Here is a 25,154-nt window from a genome sequence, read left to right on the forward strand (position 1 = left end):
TCCATATTTATGCTCTCGATTCGGCATCCATAAGCTTGAGCCAGAAAGAAAATAATTTAACTACTTGATTCGACGACTGATTTGTAGTTTTCTTGAATGGAGCAAAGGAGGGCTTTATGGATATTTCACCCGTTGAACCAGCGGATTTTCAAGACATCGTAAATTTAGTGGCGGAAGTGACGAGGGTAGACATTCTTCCTCACTTTGATGAACAAGGTAAAACAACCTTCACTGCCAGCGTGATTCCCGATGTTGAAAAGACCATGACTAATGATCAGTACCTTTGTTTAAAGTTGACAATAGATGGGGAAATTGTGGGTTATGGCGCGATGAGAGATAAGAATTACATCACCCATATTTTCGTGAGTAAGAAAAAGCAGTCTAAGGGATTAGGAAAACAATTGCTTGAGGCGCTGCTCTCTTCAACGGATAAGAATGAAGTGCGCTTACGCTCATCAGTTAATGCTGCCCCTTTTTATGAAAAATTCGGCTTTGTCGCCACGGATCCAGAGCAACAGGTCAATGGCATTCGATTTGTACCAATGACCTGTTATCGATAAAACACCATAGATTTGAGAGTCTGTTGATCTAATATCTAATAAGCCCAAAAATCATCAAATGTGACATCAGCAGTTAGAATGACATAATCGGCGTCGTCAGTATGAAGTTCTATTGCTGAAATGTCGGACGCAGAAAACTCCGTCTCTGCTTCAACTTTTGCAAGAATACCAGGGTCGATTTCCCAGTCATCATCATCACCGTCAGTATCTTGATGAGTAAAAGCGTCAAGCCAGACTAGATTCACTTTATGGAAAAGCATTGTGTATACTTTCCCATCTGCGCCTACCCCCCAGCCGCTTTTGTTGGCTTCCAATATATCCTCATCTAGCTTCAGAAAAGTGGCATTTGGTCTGTAATGATGATAGCTAAAATGGTTGGTACCAACGACGACTTCAAAACCTGAAAACTGCGTTTTAGGGAAAGTATCATAGGGGTTACCACTGCCACCTGATATTGGAATAGCTGAGGGACCTCCCGGTAAATGGATAACATCAATACCCTCGCCACCTTCAAATTGCCTTTTCAGTCCGGTTCTTATCGGGTCCACAATACCACTGGCGTCAACAGTATCATTACCCGTCCCCATATCGACCTCCCATTCTGTAAACACAGAGTGAGGTCCCCGGTCCCTCCCGTTATCACCATCTCTAGAGGTAATTTCAAGAAAGTCGTTACCACCATTTAGGTCGACTTTGAACTCGTTGCTCCATTGTGAGCTATTAGACTTAGGGTAAATGAAAACCGTATCATCTCCCTCGCCCGTAGTTATTGTCCCTCGTTTGGCATGTTCAACTTTCACGGAAACACCCTCATCCGACAGCATTTGTACATTCACATCTACAATGTTTTTCACGTTGGCGATGTCTGCTTCGGTAATGAGTAGTGCCTCCTTCACACCAAATGCATTCCATTTGAAGGCACTTACGTCGACAACCGTTTTTTCTATTGGTTGTTGGTTTTCATCGAAAAAATACTCGTTAGAGGTCTTCATAGAGTAAAAACCTTTGTTGATCTCACCAAATCCACTCAATACTTCATAGGTTTCAAGTTCATCTGATGAGTAATCGTCCAGATATTCGGCAAAGGAGTGAATCTCGGTGGTATAAGGATTGATACCCAAATCTTTGATAAGGGTTTCAGCCAGTCCACCTAGGTACAACTGTGAGTTAATGGTTTGGTTGGGCATAATTTCCAGCTCCTGTTAGCAGAGTAACCGAGCATCAGGAAAAGAAGAATAGGAGCCCGGCTACAAGGAATAGTAGGCTGCTACAGCATGCTTGACGAAAGGCGCGATCAGCAAAATATGATCGATTTTCAAGCAAAAGAAAGCCGGAATCATTATATTGCATCGGATGCTATGAAAATGTTACACCTGCACCTTTTGGCACTAAATTAATAAAAGAATCAATTAAAACAACACTTTTCTCATCGGTCAGACTCATCACTCACCTCAAGAAAAACAGCGAAATACCCTATCGATTCTTTTCTATGCCAACTCTTAACTGAATCTACTCTTCTTCCAACGCGGCGAGTACGGATTCGATTTCCTGAGCAGCCTGGCGAAGTTTATCCACCGAAGACACAAGATGGTCGATGGTTTTCCTTGCGATTGGAGCATGGCAGAACAGGCAGGCAATCAGTCGACCATCTGGTCTTTTGATAGGCACGGAAATGGCGTTCATTCCGTCCATAAATTCTTCATTGTCGACGCCAATCTGGGTTTGCCGTATGCCTAAAAGAGACTGTTCTAAAGCCTGAGGTCCAACAATGGAGTTTTTGCCCATAGGCTTCAGATCAAACTGCTTAAACATGGCGCGACGTCGGGAGTCCGGCAAACTACTCAGATACAGCTTGCCGCTAGAAGAACACCAAGCGGGAACGCGAGTGCCTACTGGAATATGTACCCTAAGAGGGTATTCGCATTCCACCCGGTCGAAATAAATCATCTCGGTGCCATCCGGAATGGCAATACCGCAGGTTTCGTCCATCTCTTTGGCCACCCGTTCAAGGATGGCCCGCCAATGGGTTTTATGAATGCTGGTGTGAAGCACATTCAGGGCAATATTATGGAAATGGTCACCGGGAACCAGCTGACCTTTAAGGTCGGTATACAGCCAGCCTTCTTTGAGCAATGTGTTGACAATACGGTGAGAGGTTGGCTTGGGAATGTCTAACCTGACTCCGACTTCCGTGGGTGAGAGCGGTTGCTCGCTGGAAGCCACTTCTTGCAATATTTCTAGCACTCTAAGGATCGTGGAACCTTTTTCACGTTTACTGCTGGCTGTCATAATGTCCTGTTATGTCTTTCGCTTATGTTGGCAGTATATACCCATGGTGCCGATGTACCTACCGACGTGGCCTCATTTCCACATCAGAATGTGCCTCAGGTCCACGACTCCGAGGCACATAAGTCCCGTTATTTCATAGTCGGCATGGAAAACTCGGCTCGCATCCCTTCCGATTCAGGCCATCGGGTGGTGACGGTTTTCATTCGAGTGAAGAAGCGCACGCCATCAGGACCATGCATATTGAGTGGTCCGAATATCGAACGTTTCCAGCCACCAAAACAGTGAAATGCCATTGGAACCGGAATAGGCACATTCACGCCAATCATCCCTACCAACACGTTTTCCTGGAATAAACGTGCTGCTCTTCCACTTTCGGTAAAGATAGATGTGCCGTTTCCGTACTCATGGTCATTGATGAGTTGAATCGCTTCTTCAAGTGTCTCAACATGCACCACGGAAAGCACAGGGCCGAATATCTCCTCCTGATAGATGGTCATCTCTTTAGTGACCTTATCGAACAGAGTCGGTCCTACAAAGAAGCCATTTTCAGCTCCCGGAACCTGATAGTTTCTGCCATCGACCAAGAGCTTCGCGCCTTCCTCGATTCCCTGATTAATGTACCCCAGTACTTTGTCGCGATGAGCGGCACTGATCAGCGGTCCCATATCCGGCTCGTCTTTGTCATTACCAGCGCCCACTTTCAATTTGGATATCGCCAACAACAGAGATTCCACCGTATTTTTTGCAGCTTCTTCACCCACACAAACCGCAACGGAAATCGCCATACAACGCTCCCCAGCCGAGCCATACGCCGCTCCCATTAGCGCGTTGGTAACTTGAGAGGTGTCGGCATCTGGCATCACCACCATGTGGTTTTTAGCGCCGCCCAATGCCTGACAACGTTTGCCGTGGGCAGAAGCCGTGGAGTAAATGTATTCCGCAATGGGGGTCGAACCAACAAAACTAACCGCCTGAACTGCCGGATGCGTCAGCAGCACATCCACCGCCGTTTTATCACCATTCACCACATTAAACACGCCATCTGGCAATCCGGCCTGTTTAAGCAGCTCTGCAAGAAACATTGATGGCGTCGGGTTCTTTTCAGACGGTTTCAGAACAAAAGTATTCCCGCACGCAATGGCGATGGGGAACATCCACATTGGAACCATAACCGGGAAGTTGAATGGTGTGATCCCTGCACAGACGCCTAATGGCTGCATCATAGAATGTGAATCGACCTGTCTTCCCACATTGAGTGAATGCTCACCTTTCTGCGCATGGGGAATACCGCAAGCAAATTCCACCACCTCCAAACCTCGGGTGATCTCGCCCTGAGCGTCGCTCAATACTTTTCCGTGCTGTTCTGTGATGATCTCCGCCAGTTCATCACGGTATTTCTCTACTAGTGCTTTGAACTTAAACAGCACTCGGGCACGCACCACTGAAGGGGTTTTCGACCAGCCAGGAAAGGCAGCCTCAGCGGCTTCAACGGCTTGCTCCGTCGTTTTGGCAGAAGCCAGCGCCACATTGAGAATCTTCTCGCCAGTTGCCGGGTTGTAGACATCGGCAAAATCTGAATCCTGGGTTCCAGTAATAGTGTTATTGATAAAGTGTCCTACACGTTCCATTGGGGTCTCCTTATGCCCATAGTTGGTGGTAAAGCTCAACGATTTCTTGTTTTACTGGCACTCGTGGGTTGTTTCCGGGTGAGCCGGATGCCAACGCCTGTTCTGCCATGGTTTCGCTGAGTGAAAAATATTCGTCTTTGTTGATACCAAATTCCGACATGGTAGGAACAGAAAGCTCTTTGTTGATATCAACTAATTCCTGAACCAATGCATTGCATGCGGCATCATCGCTGCTCTCTTCCGATGCAATACCCATAAATCGCGCGCAGTCGGCGTAACGCTCTTTGGCGGACGGTATGGAGAATTGAGTAAGAGTAGGAAGCAACATGGCGTTAGATAAGCCATGCGGAACATGGAAAAATGCGCCGATTGGGCGGCTCATGCCGTGAACAAGCGCGACTGACGCGGCAGAAAACGCCATTCCGGCCAGTGTGGAACCCAGCATCATGGCTTCTCTCGCCTGAGCATTATCTGGCTGGTGATAAGCCTTACGCAGATTTGGTGCTATCAGCTTCATCGCGGCAGTCGCCTGAGCATCGCTGAACATGTTGGCTTTCTGGCTTACATAGGCTTCGATAGCGTGAGTCAGGGCATCAATTCCGGTGTCTGCGGTAACCCGAGGCGGTACAGACTCCGTGAGTTTATAATCCACCAGCGCCGCATCAGGCATGAAACCCAGCCCCACGCACAGCATTTTTTCATCCACTTCATCGTCCGTAATGATGGTAAAACGCGTGACTTCAGACCCGGTTCCCGCGGTTGTAGGAATAGCGATTAGCGGGACACCCGATTCGGTGACAATCCTCGGAAACTTGTAATCGCGCATTCGGCCGCCATGCGTTCCAAGAATATTGATCGCTTTGGCTGAATCGATGGGGCTGCCGCCGCCCAACGCGATGATCGCATCAAAATCGCCACTTCGAAAAACCTCGACACCCTGTTCGATAGAGGACACCGTTGGCTCAGGCACCGTATCGGCAAAAACGGTGCATGAGATCCCTGCTTCTTTGAGTATCTCTTTTATTTGATTGGGGTATCCCAGCGAAACCATCACTTTGTCGGTAATAAGCAGCGGCGAGCGACATCCAAGATCGTTAAGCAATGTCGCTGTCTGTTGGGTTGCCCCAGCTCCTATTTTCAAAATCCTTGGCAGTTGAACTTCATTAACCATTCCAAAAGTCCTTTTTTCTACTTTAAACATGCCGGAGCCCGATACTAAACGGGTCATACAGTGCAAACAGACCGCAAAACAACCAGCAAACAAAAACGAAACATAATGTATCGTTTTCAATACTAATCTCTACTTGATGTAATTGTAAATATAATAATGAGACTTTTTGTATCGTTATAATAAAATAATAAGTGATAAATGACTTAATAATTAGAAATCGATCACACTTCAGACGATTCGTTAATACCCTGTAAAATTCACTTGATGCTTCCCCTTTCACCATTCAAAAACCTTTAAATTTACAAGGTATTACCCTTTCCAACTTGTTTTATTTTTGTTAAAAAACACCACCAAAAACAACATTAAATGAGATTTTTAGTATCAAAATAGCTTTGACACTCTTCAGGCAGGGTGATTATTCTTGACGCAGTTGAAAGATATTTCACTTTTCTGAAATTTCGTTCAGCCAAAAATTTTATCCCCATGACCTTATCGATGATGGGCATCCATTGCCCAAAACAAGGAGTGTTAAATGAAAAGGTTCAACCCATTCTCTTTAAACATGAAGAAGTTACTTGGTGTAGCGACAGTCTCAATTGTCGCCATGACAGGAATGAGCACTCAGGCTGTTGCTTCTGAACCATTCAGATGTAAGCCCGGAGAAACGTACTACATGAACGTTATGGTTAGCGGTGTTGAGTATTGGTTCCCCGTGTACGAGATGATGAAACAAGCGGCTAAGTCGATGGGATGCAAAACTGTCTATACAGGCACACCGGAATACGATGTGAACAAACAGTTAGCTTCATTTGAGCAGGTTTTAGCTAAAAAGCCCGCGGGAATTTTGTTGCACCCAATGAATCCTGATCCGTTTATTGAACCCATCAATCGCGCAAAAGAGATGGGAATTCCGGTTGTGACGTTCGCCGCTGACTCACCAAACAGTGAACGAGTCTCCTTTATTACGTCCGACAACTATGCAGAAGGTCGCCACGCAGCCGACACCATTGCGGAGTCTATGGGTGGAAAAGGTGAATACGCGGTATTAGAAAACCCGGGGCAGGATAACCACGACCGCCGTATCGCTGCTTTTATCGCCCGTATGGAAGAAAAATGGCCAGACATGAAGCTGGTATCCCGCGCCGCCAGTAACACCGACGTCACCAAGGCATACAACGCCGTAATGACGATGGCACAGGCAAACCCTAACTTGGGTGCGGTATTCATGCCAGAAGCCACCTCTGCATTGGGCGCTGCGCAAGCTGCAAAAGAACTGGGCGGAAAAATCCGAGTTATGAATGCGGATGTGAATGCCAAAATTCTGGACATGATCAAATCGGGTGAAGTCTTCGGGGCGGTCAACCCTAATCAGGGTATGCAGGGTTACATGGGCATGATGCTGCTCTATCTTGCGGCGCACTCGAACCTCATCGACCCGATGAACGACTACCAACGCTCTGGTTACAACCCAATGGGAGTACCGTTTGTCGACAATGGTTTCGCCATTGTGACCAAAGAGAACGCAGACGATTTCTACTGGGATAAGTATCTACAAAAACGCGGTACAAAAGGCATCAACGAATAACAGCATAAGTCGCCCTCCCGAACAGGTCAGCAAAAGGAGTCGTGATCTGTTCGGGCAAAAACAAAAGTACCCAGCCTACACAGGAGATACCTATGTCAGCTACATCAGTTACACCGGTATTGGAAATCAGAAACGTACGTAAGACCTTCGGGAAAACCGTTGCTCTGGAGGACGTCAGTTTTACCCTGATGCCCGGTCAGATCCACGCCCTGGCGGGAGAAAACGGCGCCGGAAAGTCTACCCTGATGAAGATTATTGACGGGATCTATCAGCCAGATTCAGGCGACATTTATCTGAACGGTAAGAAAACACGCATCGCCGATCCACTGGAAGCGCAGCGCAAAGGCATCGGTTTTGTCCATCAGGAGATTGCCCTTTGCCCGGACGTTTCCGTTGCTGAAAACATCTTAATGGCAAAAACCAGCGCATCGAAAAAGTGGTTTATGGACTACAAAGCGCTGAAAGAGCAGGCAAAAGCGGCAATTTCGCAACTGGCAGATATCGACCCAAATGCGTTGCTGAGCGAGCTCAGTATCTCGAATCAGCAACTGGTCGAAATTGCCAAAGCCCTGACGCTCGACTGCCATATCCTCATCCTGGACGAGCCGACAGCAGCACTGACCGAGAACGAATCGAAGATCCTGTTTGAGATCATGCATCAGCTAAAAGAAAAAGGGATCAGCATTATTTACATCAGCCATCGTATGGCGGAGATCTTTGAACACTGCGATCAGGTCACAGTGTTCCGAGACGGCAATCTGGTGGTGAGCTACCCCACCAGCGACACCACCCCAGAACAGGTGGTCAACGATTTGGTGGGACGCGAGCTAACCAATCTCTACCCCGAAAAATACCCAGAGGATGTTGAATATAACCCCACTCTGCTTTCGGTGAAAAACCTGTCGGACAATCGATATTTCAGAGACATCCACTTTCGCGTGCATCAGGGAGAGATCTTTGGCATCTCAGGGCTGATAGGCTCTGGGCGATCTGAAATGGTCAAAGCCATTTGTGGATTGCAGGCGAAGCAGAGTGGTGATGTAGCTTACAAAGGCAAAACACTGGACATCCGTTGTTATCAGGACGGCATCGAAGCGGGCATTGTCTATCTTTCGGAAGATCGCAAAGAAAACGGCGTCTTTCTGGAGCTTTCAATCGCATCCAACGTTTCCGCCCTTAACCCTGATCAAGTCTCACGACGCGGTTTCATTCAGCATCACCTTGAAGACGAACAGGCCACACGGCTGACCAACGAACTGAATCTCAAATCCAGTGGCATGTCAGCGCCGGTTTCCTCGCTCAGTGGTGGCAACCAGCAAAAAGTCGCGATTGCCAAAAGCCTGTCGGTGAAACCCAAGGTCATCATTATGGATGAACCGACCCGTGGCATCGATGTTGGCGCGAAGTCCGAAATCCACAAGATGATTCGAAGGCTCGCCAATGAAGGGGTCGCCATCATCGTCATCTCTTCAGAACTCCCTGAAGTCATTGGTCTTAGCGACCGCATCATGGTGATGTGCGAATCGCGAAACGCAGGCGTGCTTACCGCCAGTCAAATTTCAGAAGAGAACATCATGCGTCTGGCATCGGGCGTTACTCAACAGCACGTTGCTGCTTGCTAATACGAGGCCCGCTCAAGTGCGGAGAAAAAGTATGGACAACAATTTAACAGCCAATAAAGGCATGGAATCTCAATCAAAAAGCGCGGTCAGAAACCTGTTCTCACGAACAAAGAACATGCGCGAATTTACCTTAATTCTGATCATCGTGGCGCTGTTTGTCACCATGAGCTTTGCGTCACCTTATTTTCTAACTTGGGCCAACATGAAAGCCATGCTGCTGTCGTTCTCAGTTGAGGGCATAGTGGTTGTGGGTATGACCATGTTGATCATTGTCGGAGGCATTGACTTGTCGGTAGGTGCGGTTATGTGCCTGGCAATGGTGTTTGCAGCCAAGCTTTTTATTCTCGGCGTAAACCCTTGGTTAGCCAGCCTGACTTCGATAGTGATGTCGGGGGGAATCGGTTATCTGATGGGGCTATGCGTGACCCGAATCGGGTTACACCACTTTATTGTCACCCTCGCATTTATGGGGCTTGCGCGCGGTGCCAGCATGATCATTACACAGGGCACTCCCATTTCGCTGTTTACCCTTCCCCCTGAGTTTAAATTCATTGGTCAGGGCACGCTGTATGGGGTTCCCTTCTCAATCATTATCTTTTTAGTCGTGGTTGCCATATCCGATTACCTACTCCGTAATGCAACGGCATTTCGCAAAGTCTTCTACACCGGAAGCAATGAAAAAGCGGCAGAATATTCGGGTATTCGAACTAACAAGGTCAAGCTTTGGGTCACCGTGCTCTGCTCTGCGCTTTGCGGGCTTGGAGGCATCATCTACATGTCTAAGTTTGGTGCGGCGACCCCTAACTTCGGCGTCGGGCTGGAACTGAACATCATCGCGGCAGCGGTCATTGGTGGAGCCAGCTTTAACGGCGGTCAGGGTTCCGTACTTGGAGCCATTCTAGGCATTGCACTTCTCAGCGTAGTCTCTAGCTCTCTGATTCTGCTGAATGTTTCTGTCTACTGGCAGGACTTCATCAAAGGCTTGATCCTGCTGTTTGCCGTTGCCGTCGACCACATCCTTAACAAGAAACCGAGCTAAGGAGGAACAGATGGCTAGCGTCTCAAACATCAAATCAGTACAGGCTAAACGCGAAGCGGACTGGCTGGTGCGTAAGGTTTTGATACTCCATTACCTTGAAAACAAAAGTCAGGCAGACATCTCGAAATACCTTTCTCTGTCTGCTGCGAAGGTCAACCGCATTATCCGCAGTGCGCGGGAAGATGGCTTGGTGGAAATCAACCTGAACATCGAACACGCCGATGTCGCAGAATACGAGCGCCAGTTGGTGGAAAAAACCAACCTGCTGGACGCCACACTCAGTGCCTCGGTGAGTACCGACCCAAGTGTGAATTTCAAGTTTGTGGCAGAAACGGCTGCCGAACTTCTGCTCAACCGCCTGCGCGATGGCGACGTGATTTGCGTCAGTGGGGGTAAAGCCATATCCACACTGGTGGAAGTCATTAAGCCAACTCGCAGCTACAAAGTCACGGTTGTGCCCGCTACCGGAGGGGTTCAGGGGAAATACTTTACCGATGTAAATCACCTCGCTTACTCGCTGGCAGAAAAGCTGGGAGGAAAATCTTACCAGCTTCACGCCCCTCTTTTTGCTGATACCAGAGAAGATCGGGATGTACTCATGGGAATGCAAACCTGCAAGGAAGTGCTCGATCTGGCCAGAAACGCCGACATTGCATTGGTTGGCGTAGGTGCACTGGCGACCGGTTCGGAAAGCTACTTCGACCTCAGAAGAAATATGTCGGAAGAGGAGTGCGCCCAGATACGGGCAAACCTATGCGAAGGCGAAATGCTGGCTCACCTTATCAATGTAAAGGGCGCGTCATGCATGGACAGGCTGAACGAAAAGCTGGTTGGGCTCACCCTGGAAGAGCTGAGAAACGTCCCGATGAGGATTGGTATTGCAGCCAGTGAAAGCAAGGTTGTGCCGATTCTCGCTGCACTGAATGGCAATTTCATCAATACATTAATCTCCGATGAAAACACCGCCAAACAAGTGCTGGAACACATGATTTAAAGGATTAAAAAATGCAGACAAGAACACTCGGAACAACCGACATCGACGCATCGGTGATCGGGTTGGGCACCTGGGCCATGGGTGGCTGGATGTGGGGAGGCACCGATGAGAAACAGTCGGTTGATGCTATACGCGCGGCACTGGATGCCGGTGTCACTCTGATTGATACCGCTCCTGCTTATGGATTGGGTCGCTCAGAGGAACTGGTTGGTGAAGCCATCGCAGGCAGGCGCGAAGAAGTGGTGCTCGCCACCAAATGCGGCTTAGTCTGGCACACTCAACAGGGCAACCACTTTTTTGAAGAAGAAGGACAGCAGGTTCACCGTTACTTAGGTGCAGAATCGATTCGCTACGAGCTTGAGCAAAGCCTGCGTCGCCTGAAAACCGATTACATCGACCTCTACATAACCCACTGGCAGGACGATACCACCGCCATTGAGGAAACCATGAGTACACTGCTGGCACTCAAAAAAGAGGGGCGTATTGGCGCTATCGGGATCAGCAATGCTTCTCTTGAACAGCTTCAGGAATACCAGAAATACGGTCCGGTCGACGCCATTCAGGAACGCTATAACATGATTGATCGTTCACTGGAGCAGAGCTTACTGCCACATGCTCGAAACTCTCAGGTTTCCTGCCTTAGCTATTCATCTCTGGCATTAGGGCTGCTTTCTGGAAAAGTCTCTGCTCAGACACAGTTCAGTGGCGATGATCAAAGGATATCAGATCCCTGGTTTTCACAGGAAAACCGCCAGCTTGTTCAAAACTTCTGCCAGCAAATCGGTCCCATTGCCGATGACCATGGCGTTTCTGTTGCTCAGTTGGTGATTGCATGGACTTTGTCCCAGCCCGGAATTACCTACGCCCTCTGCGGCGCACGCAACCCGAAACAAGCGCAGGAAAACGCCAGAGCAGGAGAGCTGACACTCTCTGAAGACGTCATATCGCTGATTTCTTCTGCGGTGAATCGTCACCTGTCTGGCATTCATCAGAGCGCGTAGGGGGGAGCATGAAGGTAAACCGTCGCCCATTGGAATCTATTGAGAACAAAGCGCACTTTGATGCCGTAGTCATAGGCGGCGGTATCAACGGCATCGCTACCTATCGGGATCTTGCTTTGCAGGGGCTCAAGGTTCTGCTGGTCGAAAAAGACGATTTTTGCAGTAAAGCCAGCGCCGCGCCTTCAAGAATGATTCACGGTGGGCTTCGCTATCTGGAAAATGCGGAATTCGATTTGGTCAAAGAGTCTTTGTATGAGCGCAATCGGCTGCTGGAGAACGCTCCGCACTGTGTTCATCCGTTAAGAACTCATATTCCCTTAACCTCCATTTCCAAAGGCATTACTTCGGCGGCGCTGCGATTTTTAGGGTTCGAGCGCCCCACCTCAGAACGTGGAGCATTGATTGTGAAGTTAGGGTTGGGGCTTTATGACCTGTTTACTCGCCACGATCAGGTGCTGCCACCTCATCGCATGTTAAGCCATAAAGCGACAGAAACTCGCTGGCCACAGTTTTCCCAAGACGTGAAATACTGCGCCAACTATTACGATGCCTGGATTAGCGCCCCAGAGCGGCTTGCCATAGAACTGGTCAAAGAAGCCAATGCTCTGCAAGGCAACACCCATGCATTGAATTACGTTCATGCTCAACTTTTGCCAGACGGCGAAATTCAGTTAACGGACACCATCAGCAGTCATCAGACTTGCGTGACCACCACCCAACTTATTAATGCCACTGGGGCATGGATAGACAAGGTGAACCAGCAGGGAGGTCACCCTACCTCCTACCTGAGCAATACCAAAGGGTCACACATTATTGTTGATCATCCGGAGCTATTGGCAGCGCTCAAAGGAGACATGGTCTATTACGAGAATCAGGAAAACCGGGTCTGCATCATGTTTCCGTATCTCGGAAAAGTGTTGATCGGGTCAACCGACATTCCGGTTTCGGAGCCAGACAGCATCTACTGCACGCCAGAGGAAGTGGCTTACATTATCGAGTCGGTCTCTTTTATCTTCCCCAGCATCTCAATTGAGCCTTCGGATATCTTGTATCAGTTCAGCGGCATACGCCCTTTGGGGACCGCAAGCAAGGCAACGGCAGGGCAAATCCCCCGAAGCCATCAGATACGAGAAGACAAACTCGCTGATGGCAAACTCACCGGCTACTCACTGGTGGGAGGGAAGTGGACGACCTTTCGGGCATTTGCAGAACAGGTCACAGATAAGGTGCTAGAAAGCTTAGGAAAGCCGCGCCTTCGCTCCACTCAGTCGCTTCGCATCGGAGGCGGAAAAAACTTTCCTGAAAGTGCGCAGGAATACTCTGATTACCTTGACCGATTAAGCGCGCAGCCTTTTACCTCTCGACCGATGGTGGAGCGTCTTCTTGCACGCTATGGCACAGAATGCGAAGCCATGTTAAGCGCTATGACATCGCCGGAAAAGGCGCTATCGACTCTGCCTCAGTTCACAGAACAAGAGCTGATCTACTTAATAGAGAACGAATACGTTCACCACCCGCTCGATTTAATTCAAAGGCGCACTTCCATCGCTATCGAAGGGCTTATTTCAGATGCCTCTCTCTGCGAGATCATCACCTTGATGGCAGACACGCTGGACTGGGATGACCAGACCAAGATGCAGATGCATCAAGCCACAATAGACAGCCTCAACTTTTACAACGGATTACAGCTAACGCCAGCTGAGGCGTTAACTGACACTTATCCTCAACTTGCAAGGAATGCATTATGTATATGAGCAAAAAAGTAAGACTGAAACGATTGATGAACCACGGTCGATGTCTGGACGTGGCCATCGATCACGGAGTCTGCAATGAACCAACCTTTCTGGACGGTCTTGAAGACATGGCTTCGGTCGTAAAACAGCTCGCCGATGCCAGACCAGACGCCATTCAGATGACTTATGGGCAGTCTGACCTGCTTCAGAACATCGAGGGTAAAGACAAGCCAGCGCTGGTGATGAGGATAGATCTTGGTAACCCTTACAACGCCGAACGTCACCGTGTGATGTGGGCGCTGCTGCAAAACCATCAGGATCCTGTATTGCAGGCCGTTCAGATGGACGCGGCATGTGTCGTCGTGAACTTATTCATGTTGCCAGATGAACCAGACCTGTTTCGCCAGTGCATTGAAAACATCAGTAAGGTCAAGCTCGACTGCGAAAAATACGGCATGCCATTGATGATTGAACCTTTGGTGATGCAGCCTAACTCGGGCAATGGCGGATACATGGTGGACGGCGACTGCGAGAAGATTGTGACTCTGGTTCGAGTAGCAAGAGAGCTGGGCGCAGACATCATCAAAGCCGACCCCACCAGCGATGCGAACGACTTCCACAAAGTGGTCGAGGCAGCCCGCTGTCCGGTTCTGGTTCGCGGCGGTGGCAAAGAAGACATTGAAAGCGTCTTCTCCAAAGCCCGTGCGCTGCTGGATCAGGGAGCGCTTGGCATGGTTTACGGACGCAACATATACCAACACCCCAACCCTGCAAAGGTGGTCGAAGCATTAATGGCGATGATCCACGATAACGCTTCGGTTAATGACGCACTGGGCATTTATCAACGCTAGCAGGAACAAAATATGGGTCGCTACATCCTTGGATTAGATTGCGGAAACACCGCGATAAAAGCCGCACTTCTGGATATAGAAGGGGTTGAGCTGGCTTCACATGCCAGCACTATCGAAACACTTTTCCCTCATCCCGGGCATACCGAGCTGGACATGAACAGGCTATGGCAACAGTGCTGTGAGGTTATAAAGCAGGTGCTCAAAGAAACAGGGATCAGTGGCGACCAAATCATCGCAATAGGCGTCAGCGGTCATGGTAATGGCGCTTATTTACTGGATAAACGCCACCAGCCGTTGCTTGGCATTCAATCCCTCGACAGCCGGGCAACGGATCTGGTGGCAGACATTCAGTCGGGCGACAAAATAGCAGAAATCCGAGAGTTAAACCGGCAAGGTGTGTGGGCATCGCAAACCGCAACGTTGCTGAGCTGGCTCAAGCAAAACCAGCCCGAAACCTATCACCAGATTGGTACTGTGTTTTTCTGCAAAGACTACCTCAACTTCTGCCTGACAGGAGAGATGTACACAGATTACAGCGACCTCAGTGCATCTGGACTGTTTGATTTTCCTCGCCATCAGGTGAGCGAAGAGCTCCTGACGCTCTTGGATATCCAGGAAATCACCGAAGCCATCCCTACATCAGTCCACAGTGACGAGATCATCGGAAAGCTGTCTACTCAGGCGGCAGAACAGTCGGGATTGGATGCTGGAACACCAGTTATTGCAGGCATGATTGATGTTATCGCCAGTGCGCTGGGGGCAGGTGTCTGGGATGAAAATGATGCGTCTATCGTCACCGGCACCTGGAGCATCAATCAGGTTGTCACCAACAAACTCCCGGATAAACGGCTCTTTATGACCTGTCTGTTTCCAGACAACCGATATCTGGCGATTGAGAGCAGTGCCACCTCAGCTTCAAACCTGGAGTGGTTTGTGCAGGAGTTTTTCCAGTTTGAGAAGGCGCAGCTGAGCGCTGGTGAAAACATTTTTGAGCTTTGCAATCAGCTTGTGGAAAACGTCGAAATCAGCGAAATCCTTCCCCTGTTTCACCCCTATCTATACGGTTCTGGCGACAACGGAGCAGCCCGAGGCAATTTCTTTGATCTGGCTGGCTGGCATAAAAAAGCCCACCTGCTCTACGCCATCTATGAAGGCATTGTTTTCGGGCATCTGGAACATGTAAATAAACTCCGCACAGCCAACATAGGGTTTACCAAAGCTCTGCTTTCCGGTGGCGGAGCAAGAAGCCAGTTCTGGTGCCAGCTATTTGCTGATGTACTCAATATCGATATTCACATTACTCAATGCAACGAAGCAGGTGCCAAAGGTGTGGCTATGGCTGCGGCGCATGCTACGGGGCAATTTTTAAGTTTTGAAGAGGCAGTTAAAGCGATGCGAAGCCCGGTGCAGGTGTTTACGCCTGAACCTACTCATCAGGCGACGCTAAAAAAACGTTACGACCGCTATCTGCAAGTGTCGGATTGGATCAACCATTTTGGTACCTCTCCACAAGGCAATAAGGAGCCTTAGCATTACTCAGTAACAGAACCTGCAAAACAATAAAAATCAGAACAACAAAGTGGGTCGTTACACCTTTTTACACTGGCGTGGTTTTTCACTTTAGGTTCTCTATCCGAATTGAAAAGCCACAGAATTCAATACAGGAATGAGGAATTCGAGTTATGAAACCTTCGAGTTCTGGTCGTAGGGAAACACAATCCAGACGGCTTATAACGAAATGTGCCAATGCGCTTTTTGCCGCGTTGAGCCCCTTCTTTCTATTTTCAGAAGGGGCTTTGGCCGCACAGGGACCGGGGCTTGGAAACGTCCAGTTTTCTTCTGGTGAAGTTTTCACCCAGGTATCCACCCCCTCTGTTGACGATACCACCAATATCCTCCCACCCGACTATCCCGGAAGAAAGCACTTTGGTGTGAATGTGATGACCATGCTCAACGGCTATATGGTCGGCATTTTCGCCCCTGATAGTGGTCAGGCTCCGGGGGGATGGATAGCCCTCGATGTATCCAATCCACGCAGCATCAGCTTAGTGAAGCAAATTTACGAACCTGATACCTCCAACGCCAACCGCACCGGAGATGGTCTGAGAACACGTGATTTTCGTGAACCTCACTCTTTTGGATTGAGTGAAAACCACCTTATCGCGATACAAACTGGACGAGGCATTGAAATCTGGGACTGGAGTAATGTAAACAACCCGGTTCAGCGAAGTAAACTTGCGATATCCGGCGTTAACTTTGGCGATTACAACAATGTGTCCTGGCAACTTTTCTGGCAGGCACCTTACCTTTACGTCGCGCGAGGGAACGCAGGGCTAACCATTGTAGATACTTCGGATGTTGATAACCCACACGTGGTGAAAACCGTGCCAACCAATCAACTGGGTGGCTTTACTGTGGGGCCGATATTCGCGCTGGGAAATGAACTCTATTTGTCCAGCATGAATAACCGCAGCGGGTTCTCGATTCTGAATATTGATGATCCGGAAAACCCGGTTCTGACCAAAACCCTTTCTAGCCTTCCAGAAACCTACTACGCCTCTTGCTGGGATGGGAAACGAGCCTTTTTTGGTGCGAGAAGCGCGGGCGACAAGCTCCGAATCTATGACACCACCACCAATCCATTCACGCTGTTGAGCGATTCTGAAAGCGGGTTTGTAAACCTTTACTGTAACCTTCAGGACAACCGCTTAATGCTGGGAAATCAGGACGATATCTCGGTGTTAGACGTCTCTGATATCAATAACATTTCAAGTTTAGGTAAGGGGTCTCTAAATGCGACTGGGTCTGACACAGACCACGGACAAGTGTTCGCTTTCGGGAACATGGTCTGGGTGGGTAACGATCATGGTAGCGGTAGCGGACTTATCGCATGGCAATCCGACAAAGACACCACACCGCCCACGTTAACTCGTGCCCTGCCCGCCAGCGAACAGTCTCATGTACCTGTAACCAGCCGAATCGGAATATCGCTGTCTGACAGCGTTTTGATGGAGTCGGTCAACAGCAACTCATTCAAAGTCACTAAGTTCGGTGACAATACTCCTTTGAGCGGTACATACAGTGTCAATCTGGGTTTTGTTCACTTTAGCCCGAGTCAGAACCTCGATACCAACCAGACGTATGTGGTCACCCTTGACGGTATTGAAGACTTTGCAGGTAACGCGATGCCACAACAGCAGTACCTGTTTTCAACGGGAAATGTTCAGTCGCACAACCTGACCATTTCTGCTCCGTCGTCTACGGAGGTCGGGCAAAGCATTACCCTAAGCGCCAGTGCCAACGCCATAGGAAACGGAACACTGGAGTATTCCTGGGATTTTGGCGACGGCAGTTCACCAACGGCATTTTCTACCCAGTCTGCTGTTAGCCATACCTACACCTCTCCAGGTCACTGGCAACCTGTTGTGACTGTGCGGGAATCCAACTTCAGCTCCTCCAACACCAGGCGTGTCACCGCTTATCATCCACCAACGTCTACACCTCCGGTCACCGCTTCCACGATCAGTCAGTCAGGAAATCAGGTGTATGTGGTTAATGAGGATAACGACACCGTCACCGCCATTTCAGCAAACAGCCCGTTTAGCAAAGTATGGGAAGCCCCTGTCGGTGACAGACCAAGGACGCTGGACATCGCACCTAATGGGCACATCTGGGTGACCAACCAGAGTGACGACTCCATCACTGTGCTCACCGCTCAGGGCAGTAAAGTGCGGGACATTGATCTGCCGCGAGCTTCCCAGCCTTATGGTGTCGCATTTGCGCCTGACGGAAGTGCAGCCTTTGTTACGCTTCTCGCCAGCGGCAAATTGCTCAAACTCAACCCATCCACCGGAGCCGTTCAGGATGAAGTGGTGGTGGGTCACTCTGCCAGAGGCATTGCCATCAACAGCGACTCCGATACGGCTTACATCACGCGCTTTATCTCTCCGCAGAGCCACGCTGAAGTGGTAGAAGTTAACCTCAATGGGATGTCGGTTGGGCAAGTGATTCAGTTGGCAAAAGACACCAGCACCATCGACGGACCAGACCGCAGCCGAGGGATACCGAATTACCTGAATGCCATCACCATTTCTCCAGATGGGGGGAAAGCCTGGATACCGTCAAACAAAGCCAACGTCGATCGAGGAGAGTTCAATGAAGGCAGCGAAGACAAAGCATTGACCTTCGAAACCACGATTCGGGCTATCGTTTCTCAGATCGATTTGAACACCAACCAAGAATTAGCCAGCGCTCAGCTCGATATTGATAACCGAGCGCAGCCTAAAGCGATTCAGTTCAGTAATTTGGGTGACTACGCGTACATCGTCATTGAAGGGCAAAACAGCGTTGAAATACGTGACGCGTACAACCTGAGTCGGGTCAATGAACTGGCAGACAGCGGAAAAGCGCCAGTTGGACTGGTTAAATCTGGCAATCACCTGTTTGTTCATGGGTTCTTGTCTCGTTCGGTGGTGGTTTACGATGTCAGCAACTTTGAAAGTCATCTGGGCGATATCACCCGAGTCGCAGAAACCACGACTGTCGCCAACGAATCTCTGCACCCCAGAGTGCTGGCAGGGAAACAGATCTTCCACAACGCCGCCGACGCCAGAATGACTCAGGATGGTTATCTTTCCTGCGCAAGTTGTCACACCGGTGGTGACTCTGATGCACGAGTGTGGGACTTCACAGATCGCGGAGAGGGGCTGCGCAACACCATTCCGTTGGTTGGGCGAACAGGGCTAGGTCACGGACGGGTTCACTGGACGGCCAACTTCGATGAAATTCATGACTTCGAGAATGACATTCGCTCTGCCTTTGGGGGTCGAGGATTTATTGATGACAGCCTGTTTAGCGACGTCGAAGATCCACTCGGTCAGCCTAAAATGGGTCTGAGCGAAGATCTGGATAACCTGTCCTTCTACGTCACCAGCTTAAATCAATTCCCTAAAAGTCCATATCGACCCGAAAGAGGGGGAATGACGAAAGAAGCGCTAGCGGGTAGAGAGCTTTTCAAAGACAAAGGTTGTGCTTCGTGTCATAGCGGAGGCTACCTCACAGACTTTCAACGTCATGATGTGGGCACCATTCAGGCATCTTCGGGGAAAGGGATTTCCCAGCCACTGGCAGGGGTGGGCTTTGAAACGCCAACTTTGATTGGACTCTGGGATTCTGCTCCGTATTACCACAACGGACAAGCCGCAACGCTGGATGAGGCACTCCAGATTGGAAGCCAGCACACGGTATCCGACTCAGCTGAACGAGCGAAAATCGTCGCTTATCTTCAGCAAATTGAATACGGTGGTCCGCCTATTCTGGTGCCTGAACCACCAGCGGCACCGAAGTACGACTATCTGAGCGATCTTACAGAAACCAGCTCTGATAACGGATGGGGACCTATCGAAAAGGATCAGAGTAATGGTGAGTCCGGTTCGGGAGATGGTTCCCCAATCCGTCTTGCCGGGAAAACCTATCAGAAGGGTTTAGGGGTCCATGCTCATTCCGAAATTACCTATGACCTATCTCAGAAGGACTACGACCAGTTCACAGCCGCAATAGGTGTGGACGACGAAGTGGGTAACCGAGGCTCAGTCACCTTTGAAATTTATCTGGATGACGTGCTGAGTTACCAGAGTGGTGTGCTCACCGGAAGCAGCGCAACTCAAGCTGTCATTTTGCCCATCAATGACAGCCATGGAGAACTGAAACTGGTGGTCAAAGATGGCGGAAACGGAGTGGGTCACGACCATGCTGACTGGGCAGACGCTAAGTTGAGAGAAAAAGTGGAGTCACCTTCAATTTTCGGTCTCTACTACGGCACGGTTTCGGGGAATATCAACGTGAGTGATGTTAACCCGAGAACCAGCGTGACTATCGATTTGAGCGAAACTGAAGACAGCATTGCAGGAAACACAACCGAAATATACACCGGATACATCTACGATGCCGACGGCAATCTCTCTTTCAGAGAACATATCGACGATAAAACCCGTCTCTGGATTGATGGTGTTCTGGTGCTGAGAAGTGAGCACTGGAGAGATGTCGTTTCCACCGAAAACCTAAACCTGAACCCCGGGTGGCATAGCTTCGAGCTGCGCATCAGTAACGGTAAAGGGGGCAGCGGACCAACCTCGGGAATCGGTTTTTCGTATGACCCTGATGGCGGAACTAACTGGCAACATCCGGAAGATCCCGGTGACGGCAGCCTGTTCCGAACTCAAATCGCTCTGACCAATCCTTCCCGCTACGTTTACCTGAGTGATCTGCCAGAATCCTCTTCAACTAACGGGTGGGGGCCGATTGAGAAAAACCGCTCCAATGGAGAACAAGGCAGTGCGGATGGCAACACCATCACCATAGATGGTCAAACCTTCGAAAAAGGACTGGGCGTTCACGCTGAATCTGTGGTGACCTATCAGTTCAGTGCGGGCACCTATAACCAATTCAGTGCCGTCATTGGGGTAGACGATGAAGTTGGTAATCGGGGCTCGGTCATCTTCAAAGTAGAAATCGATGGCACTCAAATGTTCCAAAGCTCGACTCTGACGGGCGGAGGCAGTGCAGACCAGGTAACCATAGCCATTCCTTCAACAGCAACGTCACTCACCTTAAAAGTGACAGGTGCTGGCGATGGGATTGGTCACGACCATGCAGACTGGGCAGCAGCCCGACTGCGCCTTTCTAACTGATCCTCCCCTTCCCTATTAGGCACCAGAGCTCTGGTGCCTTTTTTCTAAAGGTATAATTAACCATGAATTATTCTATTCTGGACGATACCCGTTGCATCATTGGTGAGTCACCGGTGTGCATTGGTCAATGTCTTCTTTGGGTTGATGCGGAATCCGATTCTATTTATCGATTCAATCTAAAGAGTGAACAGACCACACAATTCCACGTAGATCTGCCCGTTACCGCATTAGCAAAACTGAAGCCTTCGGGTTGGCTAGTGGTGACCAAAATCGGCATCTACGCAATGGATGAGGATTTTCAATTCCATCAATTTATCGCCAACCCGGTAGAGCACTTTCCAACTTTGCGACCTACCGATGGCGTTGCCAGCCCAGCGGGCGATCTGTGGGTCGGAACCATGAACAGCGAAGAGCTGGAATCCCCCGACGGAGGGTTATTTATCCTCAGCAGACAGACGCTAAACCTTTCCAAAATAGACACAGGGTTTTCGGTCGCCAATGGTATCGCTTTCGATAAAAAGCGACACCTTGCCTACGTCAGTAATATGTTTAAGCGCGAAGTGTATCAGTACCAAATGGATTCAAGCTGGACACAGGTACTGAACAAAAAAATTATCGTGAAATTACCTGATGAAGACGGCATGCCTGATGGTTTAAAAGTGGATGCCAATGGCACGCTCTATATCTGCCACTGGGACGCGGGTCTTATCTCAACCTATAGCCACACAGGTCAGCCTTTCCAGCGAATCCAACTTCCCGTTAAACACGCAACCCGATGTACTTTTATCGGTAATGACAAGCTCGCCGTCACCACGGCAAGCTACGAAATGGGCGAGTCAGATTTTCAGCAACTCCCTCTTTCAGGTGCGACCTTTCAAGTGGATTTGGAAGGCGCGATTGCTGATACCGAATTCGAATTTGATTCCCCTTTGCTCTCAGAAAAACTCAATAAAATTAATACCACTTGAAGTGCATTGTCTTTCCTATAAAGATTCGATACCTTGTCTGAAAAGAAGGATTTTGAGTTGAGTATATGTTTACAAAAGAGATAGATAAGGACATTCAGCTAGCACTGGTGCAACCCTCGTTTGCGACTGATTATCTCAGGCTACGCAATGAAAACTTGGAGTACCTTTCAAAATGGCTGGCGTGGCCACCACATTGTGACTCAGAAGAAGATTTCCTCAACTTCGTTCGCTCTTCATTAAAGAGCTACGCAGAAGGTGACTCACTGAGCTGTGCCATTCTATTTCGAGGTGAACTGGTCGGAAACGCCTCTGTTTTCAACATAGATAACAACTTGAGTAAAGCCAAACTGGGATACTGGATCGCCGAATCGGCGCAGGGAAATGGCATCGTGACACGAGTATGTCAGACCCTTATCGACATCGCCTTCGACGACTATCAATTAGAAAAGGTTCAGCTACATGCGGCTGAAGAAAACAAACCAAGCCGCGCGGTCGCGGAAAGGCTTGGAATGAAGCTGGAAGGCATAATAAGACGCAATGAAAATCTCAACGGCCGAATTGTTGATCACGCCATTTATGGCTTACTGAAAAGCGAGCGTTGATACCAGCGATTTGGCTCAATAAAGGATTAGGACAATGAGTACTTCACTTTATTGCTACGATGGTCGCCACCACATCGAATATGGCGACTATGGAGACAAATCCCACCCTGTAGTCGTTGCTTTTCATGGATTGTTGGGCGGCGCAAAGCTAGACCAACTGGGGGAGTTTTTTAGCTCTCATAATCGAAGGCTGATCAGCGTTACCCGCCCAGGTTACGGAAATGCTTCCCCCGTTGAATTTGAACACTATCGAGACATCGCAAAACTCTATCAGCAGTTACTGGATCACCTTGAAATAACTCAGTGTGAACTGTTTGGTATTTCTGCGGGCGCTCCCCATGCTTATCAGTTGGCGGCACTGGATAGTCGGATTTCCAAAGTATGGATTTTTAGCGGGCTGCCCTTAGTGTGCGACCCGGACATACTGAAACTTTACCCACCGACTTTGGAAGCGTTATACGAGCTTGCAAGAAACAGCGACCGTATTTCTGTTGGAAACCAACTCCACGACATGCTGTTCCCAGAGGTATCACCGGAATTGCTTGAAAGTGAAATGTATCAATTCACCATGGCTCACGGTGGTTTTGCACTTGGTCAGGAAATCCATTTCCAGGCATCAATGACCTGCGAGGAATTTGAAAACATTACAGCCCCTATTGTGCTTCAACACAGCAAAGTGGATACCATGGTGCCCTTCTCTGCCGCTGAAGAAACTGCCAGAAAGCTGGGCGCGGAGTTTATTCCGGAAGAACAGGGCGAGCATGCCGACTTAGACAATATGCAGAAACTTCTTTCGTTAATGGTTTCGTAAGGTCTAACAATCCACTTTTAAACAAAAAAAGCGCCCGAGGTTGGGCGCTTAGTTCAGGACAGTTTATCGCTATGCGTAACACGAAACTTGTCCAGCTTAGGCGAAATCACCATCTGGCAATATCTGCCTTCCGGATTCGCTCGGTAATAGTTTTGGTGCTTCCCTTCTGCTTTATAGAACACCTCAAAGGGCTTTACTTCGGTCACAATGGGATCGGAAAACTCAGGCTTTAACTTCTCTATCACCTCTTTGGCGACGTTCAATTGAGATTCGTCGTGCCCGAGAATAATGCTCCGATACTGAGTACCACGATCCGCGCCCTGCCTGTCGGGTGTTGTCGGGTTGTGCGTCGTCAGATGAATCTCCACTAAGTCAGCAAAACTTATCTCGCTGTCATCAAATTCAATCTGAACCACTTCTGCATGCCCAGTCGTACCGTTACACACTTCCCGATAGGCTGGATTTTTGGTGTGACCACCACTGTAACCACTGGTCACAGACTTTACACCGCGCACCTGTTGAAAAAGCGCTTCAGTGCACCAGAAACAACCGCCACCTATTGTGGCTAATGATAAAGTCATATTGACCTCCTATTCGGATTTCTTCAGCGCGACAGCGTTCATACAGTAACGAAGCCCGCTAGGGGGTGGACCATCGGGGAATACATGCCCTAAATGCGCCTCACAGGTGTTACAGGTGGTTTCAATCCTGCGCATACCATGAGATTCATCCATATGGTATGCAATCGCATTAGCCCGAACAGGCTGCGTAAACGAAGGCCACCCAGATCCAGATTCAAACTTCACATCCGCATCAAACAGCGGCGTATCACAACATACGCAATGGTAGATACCCGGCTCAAACAAGCTGCACGAGTCACTACTGAATGCCCTTTCAGTGCCTTTCTGGCGAGTAATTCGATATTCCTCGTCACTCAGTTGTGCACGCCATTCAGCTTCAGATTTGTGAATGACGCGATCAGGTTTCAGGTTCCCATTGCTGGCGAACTCAATCACACTTTGCCAATTCAACATGATGTTTACCTCGCTGTCGGTTCTCATCTGATTTGTTTATAGACAGAAAACCCGGAACACGATCAGAGCGTGCTCAGAATTTTGAGGATTACTGTCTTAAAACGGTTTGATGAGAAGAGATAAGAAAATACCCGCCCCAGAAGAAGCGGGTATTTATTAGACCGAGGTAGTTAGGAATAAATTTCCGCGGTTTTCTGAATGCTTGCCACCATGGCTGACAAGCCTTGAGAGCGTGTGGGGGTGATGTGTTTATGCAGCTCTAGCTCTTCGAACCATTGGTTAATATCGAAATCCAGAATCTCTTTGGCTGTTTTCCCTTCAAAGGCAATCACTGTTACTGCGATTAGACCTTTTACAATGGCGGCATCACTGTCACCTGAAAAATGGAAAACACCTTGGTCATCCTGAACCTGATCCAACCAAACCTGGCTCTGACAGCCTTTGATTAGGTAATCATCGATTCGCTTATCATCGGAGATTGGTGCTAAACGCTCACCCAATTCGATGATGTATAAATACTTTTCTTCCCAGTCCTGACAGCGGTTGAAGTTTTTGACCAGTTTTTCTGGTGTCATCT

20 protein-coding genes are annotated in these 25,154 nt (G+C 49.0%); 13 read left to right on the plus strand and 7 right to left on the minus strand.

Annotated features, from left to right (window positions below):
* The first annotated feature begins 116 nt into the window (after positions 1-116).
* Positions 117-560: a GNAT family N-acetyltransferase gene (locus INR79_RS18585; protein ID WP_223098571.1), complete on the plus strand. Its 444-nt coding sequence runs from the start codon at positions 117-119 to the stop codon at positions 558-560.
* 35 nt (positions 561-595) lie between these two features.
* Here INR79_RS18585 and INR79_RS18590 read toward each other — a convergent pair whose 3' ends face one another.
* From INR79_RS18590 to INR79_RS18605, 4 genes are all read right to left on the minus strand, one after another.
* Positions 596-1,747 carry a hypothetical protein gene (locus INR79_RS18590; RefSeq protein WP_223098574.1) on the minus strand — a complete coding sequence of 384 codons (1,152 nt, stop codon included), beginning with the start codon at positions 1,745-1,747 and terminating at the stop codon, positions 596-598.
* Between the two features lie 322 nt (positions 1,748-2,069).
* The gene (locus tag INR79_RS18595; RefSeq protein ID WP_223098577.1) at positions 2,070-2,849 is read right to left on the minus strand and encodes an IclR family transcriptional regulator; all 780 of its coding nucleotides are present in this window, start codon (positions 2,847-2,849) and stop codon (positions 2,070-2,072) included.
* A gap of 128 nt (positions 2,850-2,977) precedes the next feature.
* Positions 2,978-4,477, minus strand: a complete 1,500-nt coding sequence (locus INR79_RS18600) for a CoA-acylating methylmalonate-semialdehyde dehydrogenase (RefSeq protein WP_223098578.1) — start codon at positions 4,475-4,477, stop codon at positions 2,978-2,980.
* 10 nt (positions 4,478-4,487) lie between these two features.
* Entirely contained in the window at positions 4,488-5,648 is a 1,161-nt protein-coding gene (locus tag INR79_RS18605) for an iron-containing alcohol dehydrogenase (RefSeq protein WP_223098580.1), read from the minus strand.
* A 532-nt stretch (positions 5,649-6,180) separates the two neighbouring features.
* Between INR79_RS18605 and INR79_RS18610 the strand changes: the two genes are divergently transcribed.
* The 12 genes from INR79_RS18610 to INR79_RS18665 all read left to right on the plus strand — a co-directional run bounded on the left by INR79_RS18610 (position 6,181) and on the right by INR79_RS18665 (position 23,543).
* Entirely contained in the window at positions 6,181-7,233 is a 1,053-nt protein-coding gene (locus tag INR79_RS18610) for a substrate-binding domain-containing protein (RefSeq protein ID WP_022592373.1), read from the plus strand.
* A 92-nt stretch (positions 7,234-7,325) separates the two neighbouring features.
* Positions 7,326-8,855 (plus strand): sugar ABC transporter ATP-binding protein, encoded by a 1,530-nt coding sequence (locus INR79_RS18615; protein ID WP_223098583.1) that lies wholly within the window; start codon positions 7,326-7,328, stop codon positions 8,853-8,855.
* A gap of 31 nt (positions 8,856-8,886) precedes the next feature.
* Positions 8,887-9,894, plus strand: a complete 1,008-nt coding sequence (locus INR79_RS18620) for an ABC transporter permease (RefSeq protein WP_004404130.1) — start codon at positions 8,887-8,889, stop codon at positions 9,892-9,894.
* 10 nt (positions 9,895-9,904) lie between these two features.
* Positions 9,905-10,888 carry a sugar-binding transcriptional regulator gene (locus INR79_RS18625; RefSeq protein ID WP_004404129.1) on the plus strand — a complete coding sequence of 328 codons (984 nt, stop codon included), beginning with the start codon at positions 9,905-9,907 and terminating at the stop codon, positions 10,886-10,888.
* An 11-nt stretch (positions 10,889-10,899) separates the two neighbouring features.
* A complete protein-coding gene (locus INR79_RS18630; RefSeq protein ID WP_223098586.1) occupies positions 10,900-11,889 on the plus strand; it encodes an aldo/keto reductase in 990 nt (329 codons plus the stop codon).
* An 8-nt stretch (positions 11,890-11,897) separates the two neighbouring features.
* On the plus strand, positions 11,898-13,643 hold the full coding sequence (locus tag INR79_RS18635) for a glycerol-3-phosphate dehydrogenase/oxidase (protein ID WP_223098589.1): 1,746 nt from the start codon (positions 11,898-11,900) through the stop codon (positions 13,641-13,643).
* Positions 13,634-14,473, plus strand: coding sequence for a class I fructose-bisphosphate aldolase (locus tag INR79_RS18640; RefSeq protein ID WP_004404126.1), 840 nt, complete (start codon positions 13,634-13,636; stop codon positions 14,471-14,473). Before INR79_RS18635 ends, INR79_RS18640 begins: the two co-directional genes overlap by 10 nt.
* Before the next feature lie 12 nt (positions 14,474-14,485).
* Positions 14,486-16,003 (plus strand): FGGY-family carbohydrate kinase, encoded by a 1,518-nt coding sequence (locus tag INR79_RS18645; protein ID WP_223098592.1) that lies wholly within the window; start codon positions 14,486-14,488, stop codon positions 16,001-16,003.
* A gap of 152 nt (positions 16,004-16,155) precedes the next feature.
* Positions 16,156-21,162 carry an NPCBM/NEW2 domain-containing protein gene (locus INR79_RS18650; RefSeq protein ID WP_223098595.1) on the plus strand — a complete coding sequence of 1,669 codons (5,007 nt, stop codon included), beginning with the start codon at positions 16,156-16,158 and terminating at the stop codon, positions 21,160-21,162.
* A gap of 62 nt (positions 21,163-21,224) precedes the next feature.
* Entirely contained in the window at positions 21,225-22,130 is a 906-nt protein-coding gene (locus INR79_RS18655) for an SMP-30/gluconolactonase/LRE family protein (protein WP_223098598.1), read from the plus strand.
* Between the two features lie 65 nt (positions 22,131-22,195).
* Positions 22,196-22,732, plus strand: a complete 537-nt coding sequence (locus tag INR79_RS18660) for a GNAT family N-acetyltransferase (protein ID WP_223098601.1) — start codon at positions 22,196-22,198, stop codon at positions 22,730-22,732.
* A gap of 34 nt (positions 22,733-22,766) precedes the next feature.
* Positions 22,767-23,543: an alpha/beta fold hydrolase gene (locus tag INR79_RS18665; RefSeq protein WP_223098604.1), complete on the plus strand. Its 777-nt coding sequence runs from the start codon at positions 22,767-22,769 to the stop codon at positions 23,541-23,543.
* A gap of 53 nt (positions 23,544-23,596) precedes the next feature.
* Here the strand turns inward: INR79_RS18665 and msrA are convergent, their stop codons facing one another.
* From msrA to sufE, 3 genes are all read right to left on the minus strand, one after another.
* A complete protein-coding gene (msrA, locus tag INR79_RS18670; RefSeq protein ID WP_022592363.1) occupies positions 23,597-24,124 on the minus strand; it encodes a peptide-methionine (S)-S-oxide reductase MsrA in 528 nt (175 codons plus the stop codon).
* 9 nt (positions 24,125-24,133) lie between these two features.
* A complete protein-coding gene (msrB, locus tag INR79_RS18675) occupies positions 24,134-24,577 on the minus strand; it encodes a peptide-methionine (R)-S-oxide reductase MsrB (RefSeq protein ID WP_004404117.1) in 444 nt (147 codons plus the stop codon).
* A gap of 170 nt (positions 24,578-24,747) precedes the next feature.
* On the minus strand, positions 24,748-25,152 hold the full coding sequence (gene sufE / locus INR79_RS18680) for a cysteine desulfuration protein SufE (protein WP_004404115.1): 405 nt from the start codon (positions 25,150-25,152) through the stop codon (positions 24,748-24,750).
* Positions 25,153-25,154: the final 2 nt, after the last annotated feature.

The sequence above is a fragment of the Vibrio sp. SCSIO 43132 genome (assembly GCF_019904195.1).
Lineage (GTDB): Bacteria > Pseudomonadota > Gammaproteobacteria > Enterobacterales > Vibrionaceae > Vibrio > Vibrio nigripulchritudo.

Excerpts from the sequence above, each read along its gene's own strand:
- INR79_RS18630 (WP_223098586.1), top strand. The coding sequence starts at position 10,900 with ATGCAGACAAGAACACTCGGAACAACCGACATCGACGCATCGGTGATC.
- INR79_RS18590 (WP_223098574.1), bottom strand. The coding sequence starts at position 1,747 with ATGCCCAACCAAACCATTAACTCACAGTTGTACCTAGGTGGACTGGCT.
- INR79_RS18640 (WP_004404126.1), top strand. The coding sequence starts at position 13,634 with ATGTATATGAGCAAAAAAGTAAGACTGAAACGATTGATGAACCACGGT.
- INR79_RS18605 (WP_223098580.1), bottom strand. The coding sequence starts at position 5,648 with ATGGTTAATGAAGTTCAACTGCCAAGGATTTTGAAAATAGGAGCTGGG.
- INR79_RS18620 (WP_004404130.1), top strand. The coding sequence starts at position 8,887 with ATGGACAACAATTTAACAGCCAATAAAGGCATGGAATCTCAATCAAAA.
- INR79_RS18660 (WP_223098601.1), top strand. The coding sequence starts at position 22,196 with ATGTTTACAAAAGAGATAGATAAGGACATTCAGCTAGCACTGGTGCAA.
- INR79_RS18595 (WP_223098577.1), bottom strand. The coding sequence starts at position 2,849 with ATGACAGCCAGCAGTAAACGTGAAAAAGGTTCCACGATCCTTAGAGTG.
- INR79_RS18600 (WP_223098578.1), bottom strand. The coding sequence starts at position 4,477 with ATGGAACGTGTAGGACACTTTATCAATAACACTATTACTGGAACCCAG.
- sufE (WP_004404115.1), bottom strand. The coding sequence starts at position 25,152 with ATGACACCAGAAAAACTGGTCAAAAACTTCAACCGCTGTCAGGACTGG.
- INR79_RS18665 (WP_223098604.1), top strand. The coding sequence starts at position 22,767 with ATGAGTACTTCACTTTATTGCTACGATGGTCGCCACCACATCGAATAT.
- msrA (WP_022592363.1), bottom strand. The coding sequence starts at position 24,124 with ATGACTTTATCATTAGCCACAATAGGTGGCGGTTGTTTCTGGTGCACT.
- INR79_RS18650 (WP_223098595.1), top strand. The coding sequence starts at position 16,156 with ATGAAACCTTCGAGTTCTGGTCGTAGGGAAACACAATCCAGACGGCTT.
- INR79_RS18645 (WP_223098592.1), top strand. The coding sequence starts at position 14,486 with ATGGGTCGCTACATCCTTGGATTAGATTGCGGAAACACCGCGATAAAA.
- INR79_RS18625 (WP_004404129.1), top strand. The coding sequence starts at position 9,905 with ATGGCTAGCGTCTCAAACATCAAATCAGTACAGGCTAAACGCGAAGCG.
- INR79_RS18585 (WP_223098571.1), top strand. The coding sequence starts at position 117 with ATGGATATTTCACCCGTTGAACCAGCGGATTTTCAAGACATCGTAAAT.
- INR79_RS18655 (WP_223098598.1), top strand. The coding sequence starts at position 21,225 with ATGAATTATTCTATTCTGGACGATACCCGTTGCATCATTGGTGAGTCA.
- msrB (WP_004404117.1), bottom strand. The coding sequence starts at position 24,577 with ATGTTGAATTGGCAAAGTGTGATTGAGTTCGCCAGCAATGGGAACCTG.
- INR79_RS18610 (WP_022592373.1), top strand. The coding sequence starts at position 6,181 with ATGAAAAGGTTCAACCCATTCTCTTTAAACATGAAGAAGTTACTTGGT.
- INR79_RS18615 (WP_223098583.1), top strand. The coding sequence starts at position 7,326 with ATGTCAGCTACATCAGTTACACCGGTATTGGAAATCAGAAACGTACGT.
- INR79_RS18635 (WP_223098589.1), top strand. The coding sequence starts at position 11,898 with ATGAAGGTAAACCGTCGCCCATTGGAATCTATTGAGAACAAAGCGCAC.